The 15599-nt window shown below is 70.2% G+C and carries 17 protein-coding genes; 7 read left to right on the top strand and 10 right to left on the bottom strand.

All coding sequences use genetic code 11. From position 1 onward, the window contains the following. Window positions 1-9 precede the first annotated feature (9 nt). Genes FG154_RS11355 through rsxA form a run of 9 tightly spaced genes read right to left on the bottom strand, consistent with a single transcriptional unit; the run spans window position 10 to window position 7155 of the window. Window positions 10-576, bottom strand: coding sequence for a cyclin-dependent kinase inhibitor 3 family protein (locus FG154_RS11355; protein WP_145107740.1), 567 nt, complete (start codon window positions 574-576; stop codon window positions 10-12). A 53-nt stretch (window positions 577-629) separates the two neighbouring features. Continuing rightward, window positions 630-1646, bottom strand: coding sequence for an FAD-dependent oxidoreductase (locus FG154_RS11360; protein ID WP_145107743.1), 1017 nt, complete (start codon window positions 1644-1646; stop codon window positions 630-632). A 48-nt stretch (window positions 1647-1694) separates the two neighbouring features. Continuing rightward, a complete protein-coding gene (locus tag FG154_RS11365) occupies window positions 1695-1952 on the bottom strand; it encodes an RnfH family protein (protein ID WP_108220699.1) in 258 nt (85 codons plus the stop codon). Further along, the gene (locus FG154_RS11370) at window positions 1949-2683 is read right to left on the bottom strand and encodes an electron transport complex subunit E (RefSeq protein WP_145107744.1); all 735 of its coding nucleotides are present in this window, start codon (window positions 2681-2683) and stop codon (window positions 1949-1951) included. Before FG154_RS11370 ends, FG154_RS11365 begins: the two co-directional genes overlap by 4 nt. Window positions 2684-2697: 14 nt before the next feature. Then, window positions 2698-3360, bottom strand: a complete 663-nt coding sequence (gene rsxG / locus FG154_RS11375) for an electron transport complex subunit RsxG (RefSeq protein WP_145107747.1) — start codon at window positions 3358-3360, stop codon at window positions 2698-2700. After that, the gene (locus tag FG154_RS11380) at window positions 3357-4439 is read right to left on the bottom strand and encodes an RnfABCDGE type electron transport complex subunit D (protein ID WP_145107749.1); all 1083 of its coding nucleotides are present in this window, start codon (window positions 4437-4439) and stop codon (window positions 3357-3359) included. Before FG154_RS11380 ends, rsxG begins: the two co-directional genes overlap by 4 nt. Next, complete coding sequence (gene rsxC / locus FG154_RS11385; protein ID WP_145107752.1) at window positions 4436-5995, bottom strand: electron transport complex subunit RsxC; 1560 nt, start codon at window positions 5993-5995, stop codon at window positions 4436-4438. The genes FG154_RS11380 and rsxC overlap by 4 nt, the downstream gene beginning before the upstream one ends. Beyond that, window positions 5992-6558 (bottom strand): RnfABCDGE type electron transport complex subunit B, encoded by a 567-nt coding sequence (locus FG154_RS11390; protein WP_145107755.1) that lies wholly within the window; start codon window positions 6556-6558, stop codon window positions 5992-5994. Before FG154_RS11390 ends, rsxC begins: the two co-directional genes overlap by 4 nt. 15 nt (window positions 6559-6573) lie before the next feature. Next, window positions 6574-7155 carry an electron transport complex subunit RsxA gene (gene rsxA / locus FG154_RS11395; RefSeq protein ID WP_011910135.1) on the bottom strand — a complete coding sequence of 194 codons (582 nt, stop codon included), beginning with the start codon at window positions 7153-7155 and terminating at the stop codon, window positions 6574-6576. 353 nt (window positions 7156-7508) lie between these two features. Here rsxA and FG154_RS11400 point away from each other — a divergent pair, with 353 nt between their 5' ends. The 7 genes from FG154_RS11400 to FG154_RS11430 all read left to right on the top strand — a co-directional run bounded on the left by FG154_RS11400 (window position 7509) and on the right by FG154_RS11430 (window position 13401). Further along, window positions 7509-8804, top strand: coding sequence for an FprA family A-type flavoprotein (locus FG154_RS11400; protein WP_145107759.1), 1296 nt, complete (start codon window positions 7509-7511; stop codon window positions 8802-8804). Window positions 8805-8821: 17 nt separating this feature from the next. Further along, on the top strand, window positions 8822-9109 hold the full coding sequence (gene fdxC / locus FG154_RS11405; protein WP_011910133.1) for a ferredoxin FdxC: 288 nt from the start codon (window positions 8822-8824) through the stop codon (window positions 9107-9109). A 54-nt stretch (window positions 9110-9163) separates the two neighbouring features. Further along, window positions 9164-9361 (top strand): 4Fe-4S binding protein, encoded by a 198-nt coding sequence (locus FG154_RS11410; protein WP_108220735.1) that lies wholly within the window; start codon window positions 9164-9166, stop codon window positions 9359-9361. Window positions 9362-9366: 5 nt separating this feature from the next. Beyond that, window positions 9367-9861: a SoxR reducing system RseC family protein gene (locus tag FG154_RS11415; protein WP_145107761.1), complete on the top strand. Its 495-nt coding sequence runs from the start codon at window positions 9367-9369 to the stop codon at window positions 9859-9861. Further along, the gene (locus FG154_RS11420; RefSeq protein ID WP_186312337.1) at window positions 9849-10955 is read left to right on the top strand and encodes an FAD:protein FMN transferase; all 1107 of its coding nucleotides are present in this window, start codon (window positions 9849-9851) and stop codon (window positions 10953-10955) included. The genes FG154_RS11415 and FG154_RS11420 overlap by 13 nt, the downstream gene beginning before the upstream one ends. A gap of 88 nt (window positions 10956-11043) precedes the next feature. After that, complete coding sequence (locus FG154_RS11425; protein WP_145107767.1) at window positions 11044-11586, top strand: flavodoxin; 543 nt, start codon at window positions 11044-11046, stop codon at window positions 11584-11586. A gap of 219 nt (window positions 11587-11805) precedes the next feature. Then, entirely contained in the window at window positions 11806-13401 is a 1596-nt protein-coding gene (locus FG154_RS11430) for a glucan biosynthesis protein (RefSeq protein WP_145107769.1), read from the top strand. 167 nt (window positions 13402-13568) lie between these two features. Here the strand turns inward: FG154_RS11430 and FG154_RS11435 are convergent, their stop codons facing one another. Further along, entirely contained in the window at window positions 13569-15479 is a 1911-nt protein-coding gene (locus FG154_RS11435) for a heavy metal translocating P-type ATPase (RefSeq protein WP_145107772.1), read from the bottom strand. Between the last annotated feature and the right edge of the window lie 120 nt (window positions 15480-15599).

A 15599-nucleotide genomic window follows, 5' to 3' on the forward strand; every position in this document is an offset into this window, starting at 1 on the left:
ACCGGTTCCTCATCCCAGCCCCTCCTCGGGGATCGCTCGTGTCCGTCGCACCAGCGCTAGCTGGGCGGGCGTCTCTATGGCGCCCCGGCGCACGCTGCGCACGTCGCGGATCGCCTGCTCGGGATCGCGGCCAAGCTCGACCAGCAGGCGGGCGGCGATCATCCCCGCCCGGCCGAGCCCGCCCCGGCAATGAACCAGCACATCGCCTCCCGAGCGCAGAAGGGCCCGGATGGCGGGCCCCTCGACCTGCCATTGTTCCTCGAACGACGGCGCGGGGACGGAATAATCGGCAATCGGCAGGTGGCGCCACTCCATTCCCCGCCGTCGCACCTCGGCGCCAAGATGCCCGACACGCAGCGCGACAAGCTCGGCGGGCTCGACCAGCGTCACCACGAGGCGGGCGCCCCAGTCCGCAATCGCATCGAGATCGGCGCCAAGGTCGCGCGCCCAGGCGCCTGTTGCCGCCGCGACATCGTGCTTTCCGGGGCAGAAGGTGATGCCGATCCGACCCTGCGACGGGCCGACGGGCAGCTCGGCGATCTGCAGCGGATGGGTCCTGCTCGTGCGTGGCGTCATCGTTCCCTTTCCCAGCCGGGCGCCGGCTGCCGCCCGCGCCCCGCGTCAGAGGATCAGGCGAGGGCACCCGTGGCAAGGCGCGCCGAGTGCACCGCGCCCGCCACGGTGCGCAGCGCCTCCTTCCTCGCATCCCCGAGCACCGTGGCGTCCGCCCGAAGATGCGAGCGCCCGCTGTCGTCGCACGGGCACCAGCCGCTGTCGTCGGCCAGCCCCGCCGCCCGGGCGATCGCGCCCGCCTCGAGCCTCGGCACGAAGTTCACCACATCCGCGCGGATCGCACCTGCGTCGGTCTCGAGCAGCCCGCGCCTTGCATCGACGGCGCGGACAAGGCCGCCCCGGTCCGCCGTGACCCACTCGAACCGATCGCGCGGCCAAGCGGGCACAGCGGCGGCGAAGGCGCGTGCAAGCCGGTGGTCGGGGGTTCCGTCGAGCACCGTCAGCCGCGCCCCCGGCCGGGACGCGACATGGCTGGCCAGCGCCAGCGCGCGGGCGACGGCCGCGGCCGGATGGGCCGCCTCGCCCGCAGGCAACCGCAGGACCACATGGCCGCGCTCGGGCAGCGCCTGAAGCCGTGCCATCAGCCGCCGCGCCTCGCGCTCGCTGCCCCAGGCGGCCGGCCAGGCATGGCGGGCGGCCGCGTCGAGGCCGGGGATGGCCTCGTCGCGCGCGGCCGTGCCGGGGGCAAGGAGCAGCCGGTCGAAATCCAGGTTCCGGCCCGAGAAGAGGGCCAGCCGCCCGCCGGACCAGTCGATGCCGGTCACATCATCCAGCACCAGTTCGACGCCGGCGGCTTTCAGCGCCGCAAGCCCCGCGGCCGCACGCGGGCGCAGGAACGGGGCGCTGGCCCCGCCCTCCTCGCGGGCGAGCCGGGTCGGGTCACGCTCGACCAGCAGCACCGAGGCGGCCGGGTGAGCCGCCCGCAGGGCGAGGGCGGCCTCGGCCCCGGCGGGGCCGCCACCCACGATCACGGCCCGCGTTCCGGGGCGCAGCGACAGGGCAAACCCGCTCGTAGCCGCCAGCGAGGCGGCGGCAAGGCCCAGGGTGAAACGGCGGCGGCTGAGGCTTTGCATCTTCGGATCTCCTTGCGGGCGGGCTCCGGTGGGCCGGAGCGCCTGGGGTCAGCTTTTCTTTTCCAGCAGTTCGGCCTCGGGATGGATCGGGCGGTAGATCTCGACCCGGTCCCCTTCCTTCACGGTCCGGTCGAGCGGGCAGATCGCGCCAAAGATGCCGACCTTGTTCACCGCCAGGTCGATCTCGGGGAACTGCGCGAGCAGCCCGGAACGCTCGATCGCATCGCGCGCCGTCGCACCCTCGGGCACATCGACATGCTTCCAGACCTGAACGGTCGGCTTGGCGTAGGCGACACCGACGATCATTCGTCATCCTCCGCGGCCTGCAGCCGGGGTTTCAGCACCCCAGCGGCCGTGAAGACGCGCTCGACGCGCATCTCCTTGATCTCCTGCTCGAGGCTCTTCCCTCGGCTGTCGATGAGCGACTTGAGCGCGAGCAGGATCCCCACGAGGATGAACCCGCCGGGCGGCAGGATGGCCAGCAGGAAGCCCGGATAATCGGGAAAGAGCGTAAGCTCCAGGAAGGCGAACTGCGATCCGAGCAGCACCGAGGCCTGCGCGAAGAGCGTGCCAGAGCCCAGGATCTCGCGCAGCGCCCCCACCAGCATCAGCGCCAGCGTAAAGCCCACGCCCATCGTCAGCCCGTCGAAGGCCGAGACCGCCACCCCCTTGCGCGAGGCGAAGGCCTCGGCCCGGCCCAGGATGGCGCAGTTCGTCACGATCAGCGCAATGAACAGGCCCAGCACCTTGTGCAGGTCATGCACCCAGGCGTTGAGGGCGAGATCCACCACCGTCACGATGCAGGCGATGATGAGGACGAAGACCGGGATCCGTATCTCGGGCGCGATGACGCGGCGCAGCGCCGAGATGGCCACGTTCGAGGCGATCAGCACGGCAGTGGTGGCCAGCCCCATCCCGAGGCCGTTGGTCGCCGTGCCGGTAATGGCCAGCGCCGGGCAGAGCGCGAGCATCTGCCCGAAGACGATGTTCTTGTCCCAGAGCCCGTCGCGGGCGATCTTGCCGTAGCTGTCGGACATGGCCGTCTCCTCCGTCAGGACCTGGCTGGAAGCGGAGCGAGAAGCTCCGCGCGGTGGCGCTCGAAGAGGGCAAGGCCGCGGCGGATCGTGGCCACCACGGCGCGCGGGGTGATCGTCGCGCCGGAGAACTGGTCGAACACGCCGCCGTCGCGCCGGACCTTCCAGCCGTCCGGGCCAGGGTCGGCGAGCGAGCGGCCCGAGAAACCCTCGATCCAGTCGCTCTTGCCGATCTCGATCTTGTCGCCCAGTCCGGGCGTCTCGGTGTGCGACAGCACCCGCACCCCGAGGATCCTGCCGTCGGGCGCAAGGGCCATCAGGACGCGGATGGCCCCGCTGTAGCCGTAGCCGGTCAGTTCGTAGGCAAGCCCCGTCACCTCGCCCGCGCGGGCGGCGACATGGACCCGCACCCGGCCTTCCTCAGCATCCGAAAGCAGTCGGATGTCGGCGGTCGGATCATTGTCATGCAACTCCGCCGGCAGCACCTGCGCGAGCGAGGCCAGCAGATCCTCGGCCGCGCGGGCGGCGATGGGCGCGCGGGTCACGTCACTGGCAAAGGTAAGCAGCAGCGCCGAGAAGAGCGAGAAGAACCCGAGCATCAGGCCCAGGACGACGGGCGAGTTCTTCCAGCCGGAGGTCCTGGCCTTGGGTGGGGTCGCGGCAGGGTCGGCCTGGCTCATTTCCGTCCTCCCCTCGGCGATTTGACCGGCAAAGGCTTGCCCGTCCGGGTGCGTCCGAAGACGCGGGGACGCACATAGGTCTCGATCAGCGGCGTGCAGGCGTTCATCAGAAGGACGGCAAAGGCCACCCCCTCGGGGAACGAACCCCATGTGCGGATCACGAACACCAGCGCGCCGATCGCCACGCCATATACCAGCTTGCCCATCGCCGTGACCGGAGAGGTCACATAGTCGGTCGCGATGAAGAAGGCGCACAGCATCGTCGAGCCCGCCGTCAGATGCAGGATCGGCGGCGGGAACCTGTCCGGCGCAAGGAACGAGGAAAGGCCGGAAAGCACCGCGATCGTGCCGAGCACCGCGAGCGGAATGACCGGCGTGATGATGCGCAGCGCCATCAGCGCCACCCCTCCGAGGAGGAGAAGGGCCGCGCTCGTCTCGCCCAGGCTGCCGGGAACGAAGCCCAGGAACCGCGCTTCGAGATCGGCGAGGTCCGGCATGATCTGCGACATGGTCGCGCCCGCGCCGATCTGGCTCTTGATATGGCTGAGGGTCGAAGCCCCCGAGATCGTGTCATAGGCGGTCGAACCGGCGAAGGTGATCGAGAGGCTGTCAAGGAAGCCCGGCCCCCCAAGCAGACCCACCGGCGCCACCCACGTGGTCATGTGCACGGGCAGCGCGATCAGCAGCATGGCCCGCGCGACCATCGCCGGGTTGAAGAGGTTTTGCCCGAGACCGCCGAAGAGATGCTTGGCGATCACGATGGCGATCCCGGCCCCGAGCACCCCCACCCACCAGGGCGCATAGGGCGGCAGGGTCATCGCCACAAGCCATCCCGACAGGATGGCGGACCCGTCGGTCGCGAACCGCGCCACCGGCTTACCCGCGACCCAGAGGCAGAGCACCTCGAACAGCCAGGCCGAGACCACCGTCACGACAAAGAGGAAGATCGCGGGCCAGCCGAACTGCCAGAGCCCGAAGACCGTGGCCGGCGCGAGCGCCGCGCTCACCGTCAGCATCGTGCGCGAGACGGTGAAGAGCGTGTGGGTGTGCGGCCCCGAGATGATGAGCGGAACGGTCATTGCGCGGCACCTCCCTGCGTGGCCGGCTGCGGCTCGGGCGGTGGGGGGGCCGCGCGCGCCGCCTCGGCCTCGCGCTTCTTCTTGGCCTCCATCTCGGCCTTGCGCTTGGCCATCATCTGCCGCTTGGCCTCGGCCGCGGCCTCCTCGCGCGCCTTCCGGGCGGCGGCGAGGCGCTTCGTTTCCTCCTGCTGGTGCTTGCGTCCCTCCGCCTCGGCCAGCTTGCCCTTGGCGTAGTGGATGGTCTGCACGAGGGGGATATTGGCCGGGCAGGTAAAGGCGCAGCAGCCGCAGGTGATGCAGTCCAGCAGCCCGATCCGCCCTGCCCCCTCCAGATCGTCGGCCTGGATGCGGGCGTTGAGTTCGAAGGGCGTGAGGCCCACCGGGCAGGCCTGCGAGCAGCGCCCGCAGCGGATGCAGGGCATCGTCTCGCAGCCGGGCGTCTCGGACTTCGTCAGCGCGAGGATCCCGCTCGTGCCCTTGACCACTGGCACCCGCAGGTTCTGGATGGGCTGGCCCATCATCGGCCCGCCCAGCAGCAGCCGGTCGGGCTCTTCGGTCAGGCCGCCGCAATGGGCGATCACCTCCGCCACCGGCGTGCCGATCAGGACGCGGACATTCGCCGGACGCCGGATGCCGCGGCCCGAGACGGTCACCACGCGTGACAGGAGCGGCTCGCCATAGCGCACGGCGAGGTGGACGGCATGGGCGGTCGCGGCATTGTGGACGACGACGCCCAGATCCGCCGTCAGGGCGCGAGCGGGCGTCTCGCGTCCGGTGAGGATCTTCACCAGATGTTTCTCGGACCCCATCGGATATTGCGTCGGCACCACCTGCACCCGCATCGGCAGATCGAGGGCCCGGTCGAACCGCTGCATGGCCGAAATCGCCTCGGCCTTGTTGGACTCGATCGCCACCACGATCTGCCGCACGCCGAGCGCCCGCGCCATGATGCCGATGCCGTCGGCCATCTCCTCGGCGCGCTCGCGCATCAGCCGGTCGTCGCAGGTCAGGTAGGGCTCGCATTCCGCGCCGTTGATGACCAGCGTGTGAAGGTCGTAGCGCGCACGCAGGTTCAGCTTGACCGCCGAGGGGAACGTGGCGCCCCCCATGCCGACGATGCCCGCCTCGGCCACCTTGGCCGCGATCTCCTCGGGGGTGGCGTTCTCGGGCCGCAGGCGGCCGAGACGCGGGCCCCAGCTGTCCTGCCCGTCGGTGCGGATGGTGATGGTCGGGATCGGCAGGCCCGAAGGATGGGGCGCCGCGAAATGACCCACGGCGATCACTCGACCGGAGGTGGGCGCATGGATGTTGGCCGAGACCGGCCCGCGCGCCCGCCCGATCAGCTGGCCCTTCATCACGAGATCGTCGCGCTGGACCAGCGGCTCGGCCTCGGCGCCGATATGCTGCTGGAGCGGCACGCGGACGAGCGTGGGGATCGGCATGTCCTCGATGGCGCTCTCGGCGCTCAGGTGCTTGCGCGTCTCGGGGTGCACGCCCCCCCGGATGCCGAAGAACTGCGACGGCCGGAAGAGGGCCGCGAAATGGGGAAAGCTCATGCGGCATGCTCCCTGCTGTCCGCGCCGGCGCCGGGAAGGGGCTTGTCCCAGTACCAGCTCTTGAGGGTCTTCGGCTTGACGCGCGCCACGATCGCCTCGGTGGGGCAGGCGTCGATGCAGGCGTTGCAGCCGATGCAGGCATCGGTCACGACCGTGTGGATCTGCTTGTTGGCGCCGATTATCGCGTCGGTCGGGCACCGCTTGAAGCAGCGCATGCAGCCCGTGCAGTGATCCTCGAAGATGAAGGCCACCATCGGCTCGGCCTCGGCCATGCCCGGAACGGCCGCTCCGCCTCCGCCGGGCTCCACGATGGCTGCGAGCGCCAGCGCCACGTCGCGGCCTCCGGGGGTGCAGGCGGTCACGGGCGCGCTTCCCTCGGCCATGGCCTCGGCCAGGCCCCGGCAGCCGGGATAGCCGCAGGCGCCGCAGTTGGTGCCCGGAAGGATGCCGTCGATCGCATCCACGACGGGCGGCGTCTCGACATGGAACTTCCGCGCGGCAACGCCCAGCAGCAGCCCGAGCCCGAGCCCGAGGGCAGACATGGAGAGGGCGGCTTCGATCATGACGGGCTCCGGTTCTCAGTTCGGGGTCAGGCCGGCAAAGCCCATGAAGGCCATCGACAGCAGACCGGCAGAGACGAAGGCGATCGGGACACCCGCGAACGGCCCCGGTACCGAGAGTTGCGCCAACCGCTCGCGCATGCCGGCGAAGATCACCAGAACGAGGGTGAAGCCCGCGGCCGAGCCAAAGCCGTAGAGCAGGCTCGAGGCAAGCCCGTGCCCCTCCTGGATGTTCAGAAGCGCCACGCCCAGCACGGCGCAGTTGGTGGTGATCAGCGGCAGGTAGATCCCGAGCGCCTTGTGCAGGGCCGGCGAGACCTTGCGCATCACCACCTCGATGAACTGCACGATGGCCGCGATGACGAGGATCAGGCTCAGGATCCGCAGGAAGGCAAGGTCCAGCGGTTCGAGGATCAGCGTCTCGACCATCCAGCTCGACCCGGCGGCGAGCGTCAGCACGAAGGTGGTGGCAAGGCCCATGCCGATCGCCGCATCCGTCTTGCGGGAGACGCCCATGAACGGACAGAGGCCGAGAAACTTGACCAGCACCACGTTGTTCACGAGGGCGGTGCTCAGCAGGATGAAGAAGAATTCGCCCATTCGTCGTTCCGTCTGGCTCGGGCCGTTCCCGCCGCGCCGGTCGCGGCGGCCCTCGGCGCGTTGGCACAACTGTCATGGAGAGGAAGCATCCACCGTGCCAACCGCCCTCATGTGAGGCGGCGACAGCTGGGGCCGCCGTCCCCGCGGGAGACCCGAGCCATCCGCCCTGCGCCGAACCGAGGCTCTTGTCGCATTTCCTACAGTTGTGTCGCGAACCCTGACCAATTCGGACAAAGCGCAGCGGCCCACACCCTCACCCCGGCGCAAGGGCCGCTTGCCGGCGCCAGCGCGACAGGACTTGGCACAGCCCGTGCTTCCCCATGCTCGCGCAGAGGAAGCCGAAGGAGTGTCCCTTGTCCGCCGCCGCAGTGACCAGCATCCGCCCCCAGCCTCTCCCGCCGGAGGGGCCGGTCGGGATCGTGCCCGGCGTTCACTGGATCGGCGCCTTCGATCCCGGCCTGCGCAGCTTCGACACGCTGATGAAGACGGCCAACGGCACGAGCTACAACGCCTATGCCGTGCGCGGCTCCGAGGGCGTGGCGGTGATCGACACGGTGGACGCCGCCCATGCGGACAGCTTCTTCGCCCGGCTCGAGGCGGTGGCGCGCTACGACGAGATCACGCGGATCGTGCTCAACCATCTCGAGCCCGACCATTCCGGCGCCCTTCCCGAACTGCTTCGCCGCGCGCCGCAGGCCGAGGTGCATCTGTCGCCGCGCGGTCTCCAGATCCTGCGCGCGCTGCTTGGCAGCGACTTCGGCCGCTACCGCATCGTGCCGGTCACGACCGGGGCCGAGGTCACGCTCGGAGACCGGACTCTGCGCTTCCTCACCACCCCGAACGTGCACTGGCCCGACACGCAATGCACCTTCCTCGTCGGGGACGGATTGCTCTTCACCTGCGATCTCTTCGGCAGCCACTATTGCGACGAGCGGCTCTTCGACGACCGGGTGGGCGACTTCCGCTTCGCGCTGGACCATTACTTCGACCGGCTGATGCGGCCCTTCCGCAGTTCGGTCCGAACGGCGCTGGACCTGATCGAGCCGCTTGACGTCGCCCTCATCGCGCCCTCGCACGGGCCGATCCTGCGCACCGATCCCCGCGCCTACCTGCGCCACTACCGCCGGCTCGCGGGGCCTCGCTTCACCTTCGGGACAGACAGGACGCTCGCCATCCTCTACATCTCGGCCCACGGCGCGACCGGCCGCCTCGCCCGGGCGATCCGCGACGGCGCCTCCGAAGAGCCCGGCGTCCGCGTGTCGCTGTACGATCTCGAAGGCGGTGAGCTTCACCCGTTCGTCGACCTGATCGAGGAGGTGGACGGGATCGCGCTCGGCACGCCGACCATCAACGGCGACGCCGTGCGGGCGGTCTGGGAACTGCTCGCCCAGCTGGTGGACATCGAGACCAGGGGCAAGCTCGGCGCGGCCTTCGGCTCCTACGGCTGGTCGGGCGAGGCCGTGCGGCAGGTCGAGACCCGGCTCCAGGGCCTCGGGATGCGGCTGCCCGAGCCCGGATTGCGGGTGAAGTTCGAGCCCTCCGACGCCGATCTTGACGAGGCCCGGGCCTTCGGCCGCCGCCTCGCCGCCCATCTCACCGGCCGCGCGGTCCCGCGCGAGATCGACCTCGCCGAACTGGCCGCCCGATGACACAGGAAGGACCCGCGATGGAAAAGGCCACACTGACGTTTACCGATGTCTCCATCACGGTCAACGTGCCCCCCGGAACGCGCATCATCGAGATGTCCGAGAAGGTCGGCTCGGGCATCACCTACGGCTGCCGCGAGGGCGAGTGCGGTACCTGCCTTACCCATGTGATCGAGGGCAGCGAGCATCTTTCGGAGCCCTCGGCGCTCGAGCTTCGCGTGCTCTCGGAGAACATGGCCGGCAAGGACGACCGCCTTGCCTGCCAGTGCCGCGTCCTGACCGGCGCCGTCAAGGTGCGCCCCGGCTGACCCGCCGCGCGCGTCCGTCGGCAGGCTGAACCCCCACCAGAAAGGAACCAACCCATGTCCATGACCATCTCGGCCGACCTCTGCACCGCCTGCGGCGACTGCGAGCCGGTGTGCCCGACCAACGCGATCATCCCGCGCAAGGGCATCTATTTCATCAAGGCCGACGTCTGCACCGAATGCGACGGCGAGTTCGACATGCCGCAGTGCATGAACGTCTGCACCGCCGACAGCATCGTGCCTCTCGAGGCTTGAGGCGGATGGAGGAGTGCGGCGACGGCCCGGCGGGCGCCCGCGTCCTCCGGGAACGGCTGAAGGTCCTGGCCGTGGCCGGAGACCGTCTGCAGCTTGCGGCGGACCGCGCCGCCGGCTGCTCCTGCTGCGCGATGCGCAGGACCTGCGGGGCCGCGGAACTCGCGGCGGGCGCACGGCCCGAACGGATCGAGGTCGCCCGCCCCTCCGGCCTGATCGTGGCCGCGGGCGACGAGGTCGATGTCGCCCTGCCCGCGAGCCGCTTTCTCACCGTGGCGGGTCTGGCCTATCTGCTGCCCACGCTCGCCGTGGTCGGGACCGCCGGAGCCGGCATGGCACTGCAGCTCTCGGACCTCTGGGTGGGGCTGCTCTGCCTGCCCGCCCTGGCCCTCGCCCTGATCCCGCTCGCGCGGGCGGGGCGCGGGGGCGGGTTGGCGGGCGATTTCACCATCGAGGCGGTGCATCCCGCCGATGGCCCGGCATCCGGCCCGTGCGCCCCATGACCGTCCCGCGTCGGGCCCTGATTGCCGCCGCCGTGGCGCTTTGCGCGGCGGGCGGGGCCATCGGCGCCACCCTCATGCGCGGCCCGGCCGAGGTGCGCGAGACCTTCTATCTCTTCGGCACGCTGGTCGAGATCGAGACTCGCGGCGTCTCTGAAACCGTGGCCCGCGAGGCCATCGCCCGTGTTGGCCAGCGGCTGCAGGCCGCACACCAGGACTGGCACGCCTGGCGCCCCGGCGAACTCGAGAGCCTCAACGCAGCCCTCGCCGCAGGGGAAAGCCGGACGGTCGAGGCGGGGCTCGCGGCCCTTCTGCGGGAGGGGCGGGCGCTGTCCTGCGCGAGCGGCGGCCTCTTCGATCCGGCGATCGGCGGGCTGATCGAGGCCTGGGGCTTTCATGCGGATGTTCCTCCCGATGGCGCGCCACCGCCCGGGGCGGTCCTTGCGGCCCTCGTGGCGCGTCATCCGCGCATGACCGATCTGACGATCACGGGCGACGAGGTGCGCTCGGACAACCCGGCCGTCCAGCTCGACCTCGGGGCCTTCGCGAAGGGGGCGGCGCTCGACCTTGCCGCCGAGGATCTGCGCGCCGCGGGGGTGCAGGATGCGGTGCTGAATGCGGGCGGCGGCGTGAAGGTCATCGGGCGGCATGGCGCGCGGCCCTGGCGGGTCGCGATCCGCGACCCGTTTCAGTGGGGCGCGGTGGCGGCGGTATCGCTGCGCCCCGGCGAGGCGCTGCACACGTCCGGCAACTACGAACGCTATTTCGACGAAGGCGGCGTCCGCTTCTCGCACATCATCGACCCGCGAACCGGGCGGCCGATGCAAGGGATCGTTTCGGTGTCGGTTCTTGACCCGAGTGGCGCGCGCGCGGATGCGGCGGCCACCGCCCTCGCCGTGGCCGGCCCGGTCGAGTGGCCGCAGGTCGCCGCCGCCATGGGGGTGAGGGCGGTGCTGATGATCACCGACGACGGCTCCATCCTCGCAACGCAGGCGATGCATGAGCGGCTCGAGCCGGTGCCGGGGGGCTTCCCTGCCCCCGTTCGGATCGTCGCTCTGCCAGAGGGCGTTCGCGCGCCCGCCTGCCCCGACAGATGATCGCCCCGTTGCGCCGGCCTGGCACGCCGCCTGCTTCCGGCCTTCCTGCGGGCGGCGCTGTGCCCGGGCAGAGACAGAGGGATGCAGAATGACCAAAATCGGGCTCTTCTTCGGCACGGACACCGGCAAGACGCGCAGGGTCGCGCGGCAGATCAAGAACATGTTCGACGACGGGCTGATGGCCAAGCCCGTCAACGTCAACCGCGCCGAGGTCGAGACCTTCATGAGCTATGACTATCTGATCCTCGGCACGCCGACGATGGGCGAGGGCCAGCTTCCGGGCGCCAGCGCCGACTGTGCCGAGGAAAGCTGGGAGGAGTTCCTGCCCAGACTCGAGGATCGGGACTTCACCGGCAAGACCATCGCCATCTTCGGCCTTGGCGATCAGGTCACCTATCCGCTGGAGTTCGTGAACGCGATCTACATCCTGGCCGACTTCTTCGAAAGCCGCGGCGCCACGATCGTCGGCCGCTGGCCGGTCGAGGGTTATGAGTTCGAGGAGTCGCTTGCGGTGGTGGACGGCGCGTTCATGGGGCTCGCCCTCGATCTCGACAACCAGTCCGATCAGACCGAGGCCAGGCTTGCGGGATGGCTGAAGAGCATCTCGGGCAGCTTCGGCCTGCCCGTCTGATACGGGCCAGCGCGGTCGTCGGGGCTCCGCGAGATGGGGTTCCGGCCTCGCCGGTTCAACCCGGGCTGCCGGAACCGGCAGTCTTCCGCAGCCTGGGGACGCCGCTCATGCGATCCTTGAGCGCGGGCCCGCTGAGGAGGCGCGTTCCGCTCAGGTTTGGCTTGATCCGGAACCGATTCGGTCACATCGCAGCGCACGGGCTTCCACGTCGGAAGCATAATGGAGCAGATCTTGTCCTTGCCGTCCTTCAGACTGACCGCACTCGGCCTCATGGCTGCACTGTCGCTCTCCGGTGCCGCAGCCGCACAGGAGGCGTCCGCGCCCGCCGGACAGTTTTCGGCGCCGGTGTTCTCGACACCGCAAGCCTTTTCCTACGACCTGCTGGCCGAGCGCGCCGCGACCCTCGCGCGCCAGCCCCATGTTCCGACCCCGGTCAGGAACCCCGAGGTGCTCGAGCAGATCGACTATGACGCGCACTGGCGCATCCGTTTCCGCGACGAGGCCTCCGTCACGATCGGCGACACGCCCGCGCAGTTCTTCCACCTTGGCACCTACTTCCGCCAGCCGGTCAAGGTCTTCGCCGTCGAGGGGGGCGAGGCGCGCGAGATCGTCTACAGCCCCGACTATTTCGAGATGCCCGAGGACAGCGTGGCCAAGGGGCTCGACCCCGACGCGGGATTTGCGGGCTTCCGCCTCATGCGCGATGACATGAAGAGCGACTGGATCTCGTTCCTTGGTGCCGCCTACTTCCGCAGCGATGGCGCGCTGCGTCAGTACGGGCTTTCGGCCCGCGCGGTGGCGCTGAACACCGGCCTTCCGGTCCCCGAGGAATTTCCGCGCTTCACCGAATTCTATCTGGAGGAAGGCCCCGAGGGCGCGACGATCGTCCACGCGCTGATGGACGGGCCCAGCATGACCGGCGCCTACCGCATGGTGATGCGCGACCAGCCCGGCAAGGGGCAGGTCATGGACATCTCGAGCCGCCTCTTCTTCCGCGCGCCGGTCGAGCGGCTGGGTGTGGCGCCGCTCACCTCGATGTTCTGGTATTCCGAGAGCAACCGTTTCCAGTCCTCCGACTGGCGCCCCGAGGTGCATGACACGGACGGTCTCATGATCCACACCGGCGCGGGCGAGCATATCTGGCGGCCGCTGAACAACCCCGACCGCGTGGCGACCTCGAGCTACCTCGACCGGAACGTCAAGGGCTTCGGCCTGATCCAGCGCGACCGGGATTTCGACCATTATCAGGACGATGGCGTCTTCTACGAGAAGCGCCCGGCCGTCTGGATCGAGCCCACCTCGGACTGGGGGGCAGGCGCCGTGCAGCTGGTGGAGATCCCGACCGACGACGAGATCTACGACAATATCGTGGCCTTCTGGAATCCCGAGACTCCACCGCAGGCCGGCGAGGAGCTGCGCTTCGACTACCGGATGCACTGGGTTGCGAGCCCGCCGATCGACATGGGCTTGGCGCGGACGGTCGCGACGCAGGTCGGCAACGGCGGCGTTCCGGGCCAGCCGCGGCCCGAGGATGTGATCAAGGTGGTCCTCGATTTCGAAGGGCCGGCGCTGGACGGGCACGAGCTGGATGAGGATGTCCAGCCGCGGGTTTCGGCACCCGAGGGCGTGGAGGTCATCAACCCCTTCGTGGTCCGGGTGGTCGGCACCGACCGCTGGCGGCTGACGTTCGATCTCAAGGCCGCGCCCGAAACGGATACGGTCGATCTGCGCGCCTACATCGCGCACGAGGACGCACCCCTGACCGAGACTTGGCTCGGCCAGTTCCACCTCGCCCAGATCAACCGGCTTCGCTGAGGGGCCGCCGGGGCGCGCGCCCCGGCGGGTTCATCCCGGGCGGCCGCGGGTGGCGGCGACGCTACAGGCGGCGGCGGCCCGCCGCGCGCTCGGGCAAACCCCGCCCGCCTGGGTCACCGGGCGAGCCCGACCCCTACGGGACCACGAACGGCATGGCCGAAGCCGTCTCAGCGGGGCCTGGCGGTCGAGAGCCGGATCGGATCGGCGAGCAGCCGAAGGCCGTTCAGAACCACCAGCACCGTCCCGCCCTCGTGGCCGACGACGGCGAGCGGCAGGGGCAGGTTGAAGAAGAGGCTGCTCACCACCAGCGTCACCATCGCGCCCATGGCGAAGACGAGGTTCTGCCGGATGATCCGCGCCGTCCGGCGCGCGAGGCGGTGGGCTTCGGCCAGCCGCGAGATGTCCTCGGACAGAAGCGCCACGTCCGCGGCCTGCAGCGCGACCTCGGAGCCCGCCGCCCCCATGGCGATGCCGACGTCGGCACGCGCCAGCGCCGCCGCGTCGTTCACGCCGTCGCCCACGAAGGCCACCCGGTCCTTCGCCGCAAGCTCGGCCACCAGCCGCACCTTGTCCTCGGGCAACAGGTCCGCATGGATCTCGGCCGGCCGGATCCCGAGCCCGGCGCCGATCCTCTCGGCCACCGCGCGGCGGTCGCCGGTCAGCATCTCGACCCGCTCGACCCCCGACAGGCGCAGCGCCTCGATGCCCCCCGCCGAACTGTCCCGCGGCCGGTCGGCCACCGTCAGCGCACCCAGCAGCTTGGCGCCCCGCCCCAGAAGCACCAGCGTCTCGGCCCCCGCACGCAGCGCAAGGATCTCGTCGGGATGGGCGACCGGCGCACTCCTCGCCCCCATGCGCGCCGCGAGACGGGCGTTTCCGGCCCAGATCATGCCCTGGTCATCCAGCCCCACCATGCCCTCGCCGGGCACGGCGCGCGCCTCGCGGACCGGGAATGGCGTCAGGCCGCGCGCCTCGGCCGTGCGGCGTATCGCGTCGGCGATCGGATGTTCGGAGTGCGCCTCGAGTCCCGCAAGCCGGGTCAGGAACTCATCCTCGTCCCCGTCGCACACGATCTCGACCACCTCCGGTTTGCCGGTCGTGAGCGTCCCTGTCTTGTCGAAGGCGAAGGTGCGGACGCCGGCCAGCGTCTCCAGCGCCGCGCCGCCCTTGAAGAGCACGCCGCCCCGCGCCGAGGCCGAGAGCGCCGACAGGATCGCGGCCGGCACCGAGATCACGATGGCGCAGGGGCTGGCCGCCACCAGCAGAGTCGCCGCACGATAAAGCGCCTCGTGCCAACCCTGATCGAGGCCGAGGAACACGAGGAAGGCCACGACAGACCCGCCGAGCACCGCGACAGTATAGCGTTGTCCGAACCATTCGCTGAACCGCTCGGAGGGCGAGCGCGCCGCCTGCGCCTCGGTCACAAGCTGGATCATTCGGGCGACGGTGCTTTCCGCCAGCGGCTTGCGGACCTCGATGGCGAGGATGCCGTGCAGGTTGACGGTCGCCTCGAACACCGGCCCGCCCGCCGTCTTGTGGACGGGAGTGGACTCGCCGGTGACGGTGCTCTCGTCGATCTGGCCCTCGCCCTCGACCACCACCCCGTCCACCGGAACCCGGGCGCCGGGGCGCAGGATGACGACGTCGCCGGGCGAGAGATCCTCGACCGCCACCTCCTCGGTGCCGTTCGCGGTCCGCCGCAGGGTGCGGTCGGGCCTCAGGTCCATCAGCGCCTCGATGGCCCGGCGGGCGCGGCCCATGGCGGAATGCTCAAGCGTGGTCGATATCGAGAAGAGCGTCAGCAACACGGCCCCTTCCAGCGCCGCCCCCACCGCCGCCGCGGCGAGCGCCGCAATGACCATCAGGAGGTCGATGTCCAGCTCGCGCTCTTGCCAGAGCGTGGTCAGGGCGCGGATGGCGGCCGGCACGCCCCCCGCGGCGAACACGACGACCGTCGCGCCGATCCCGATCCAGCTCCAGACGGGAGTTTCGGGCAGAAGGTAGTGGGCCACGCCCGCAAGCACCATTGCCACAACCGTCAGCCCCGTCAGAAGGCCGTTCCGTCGTTCATCGTTCATGCGGGTTTCCCTCGTGGTCGATTCCGTCTGCGCCGCTGGCCGCAAAACATCAAGACCCTCGCGCTGCAGCAAACGCCGCAGGCAAGCCGAGATCGAGGCTGAGGGAGTTTCGAAGGCAGA

The organism is Cereibacter sediminicola, assembly GCF_007668225.1.
GTDB lineage: Bacteria > Pseudomonadota > Alphaproteobacteria > Rhodobacterales > Rhodobacteraceae > Cereibacter_A > Cereibacter_A azotoformans.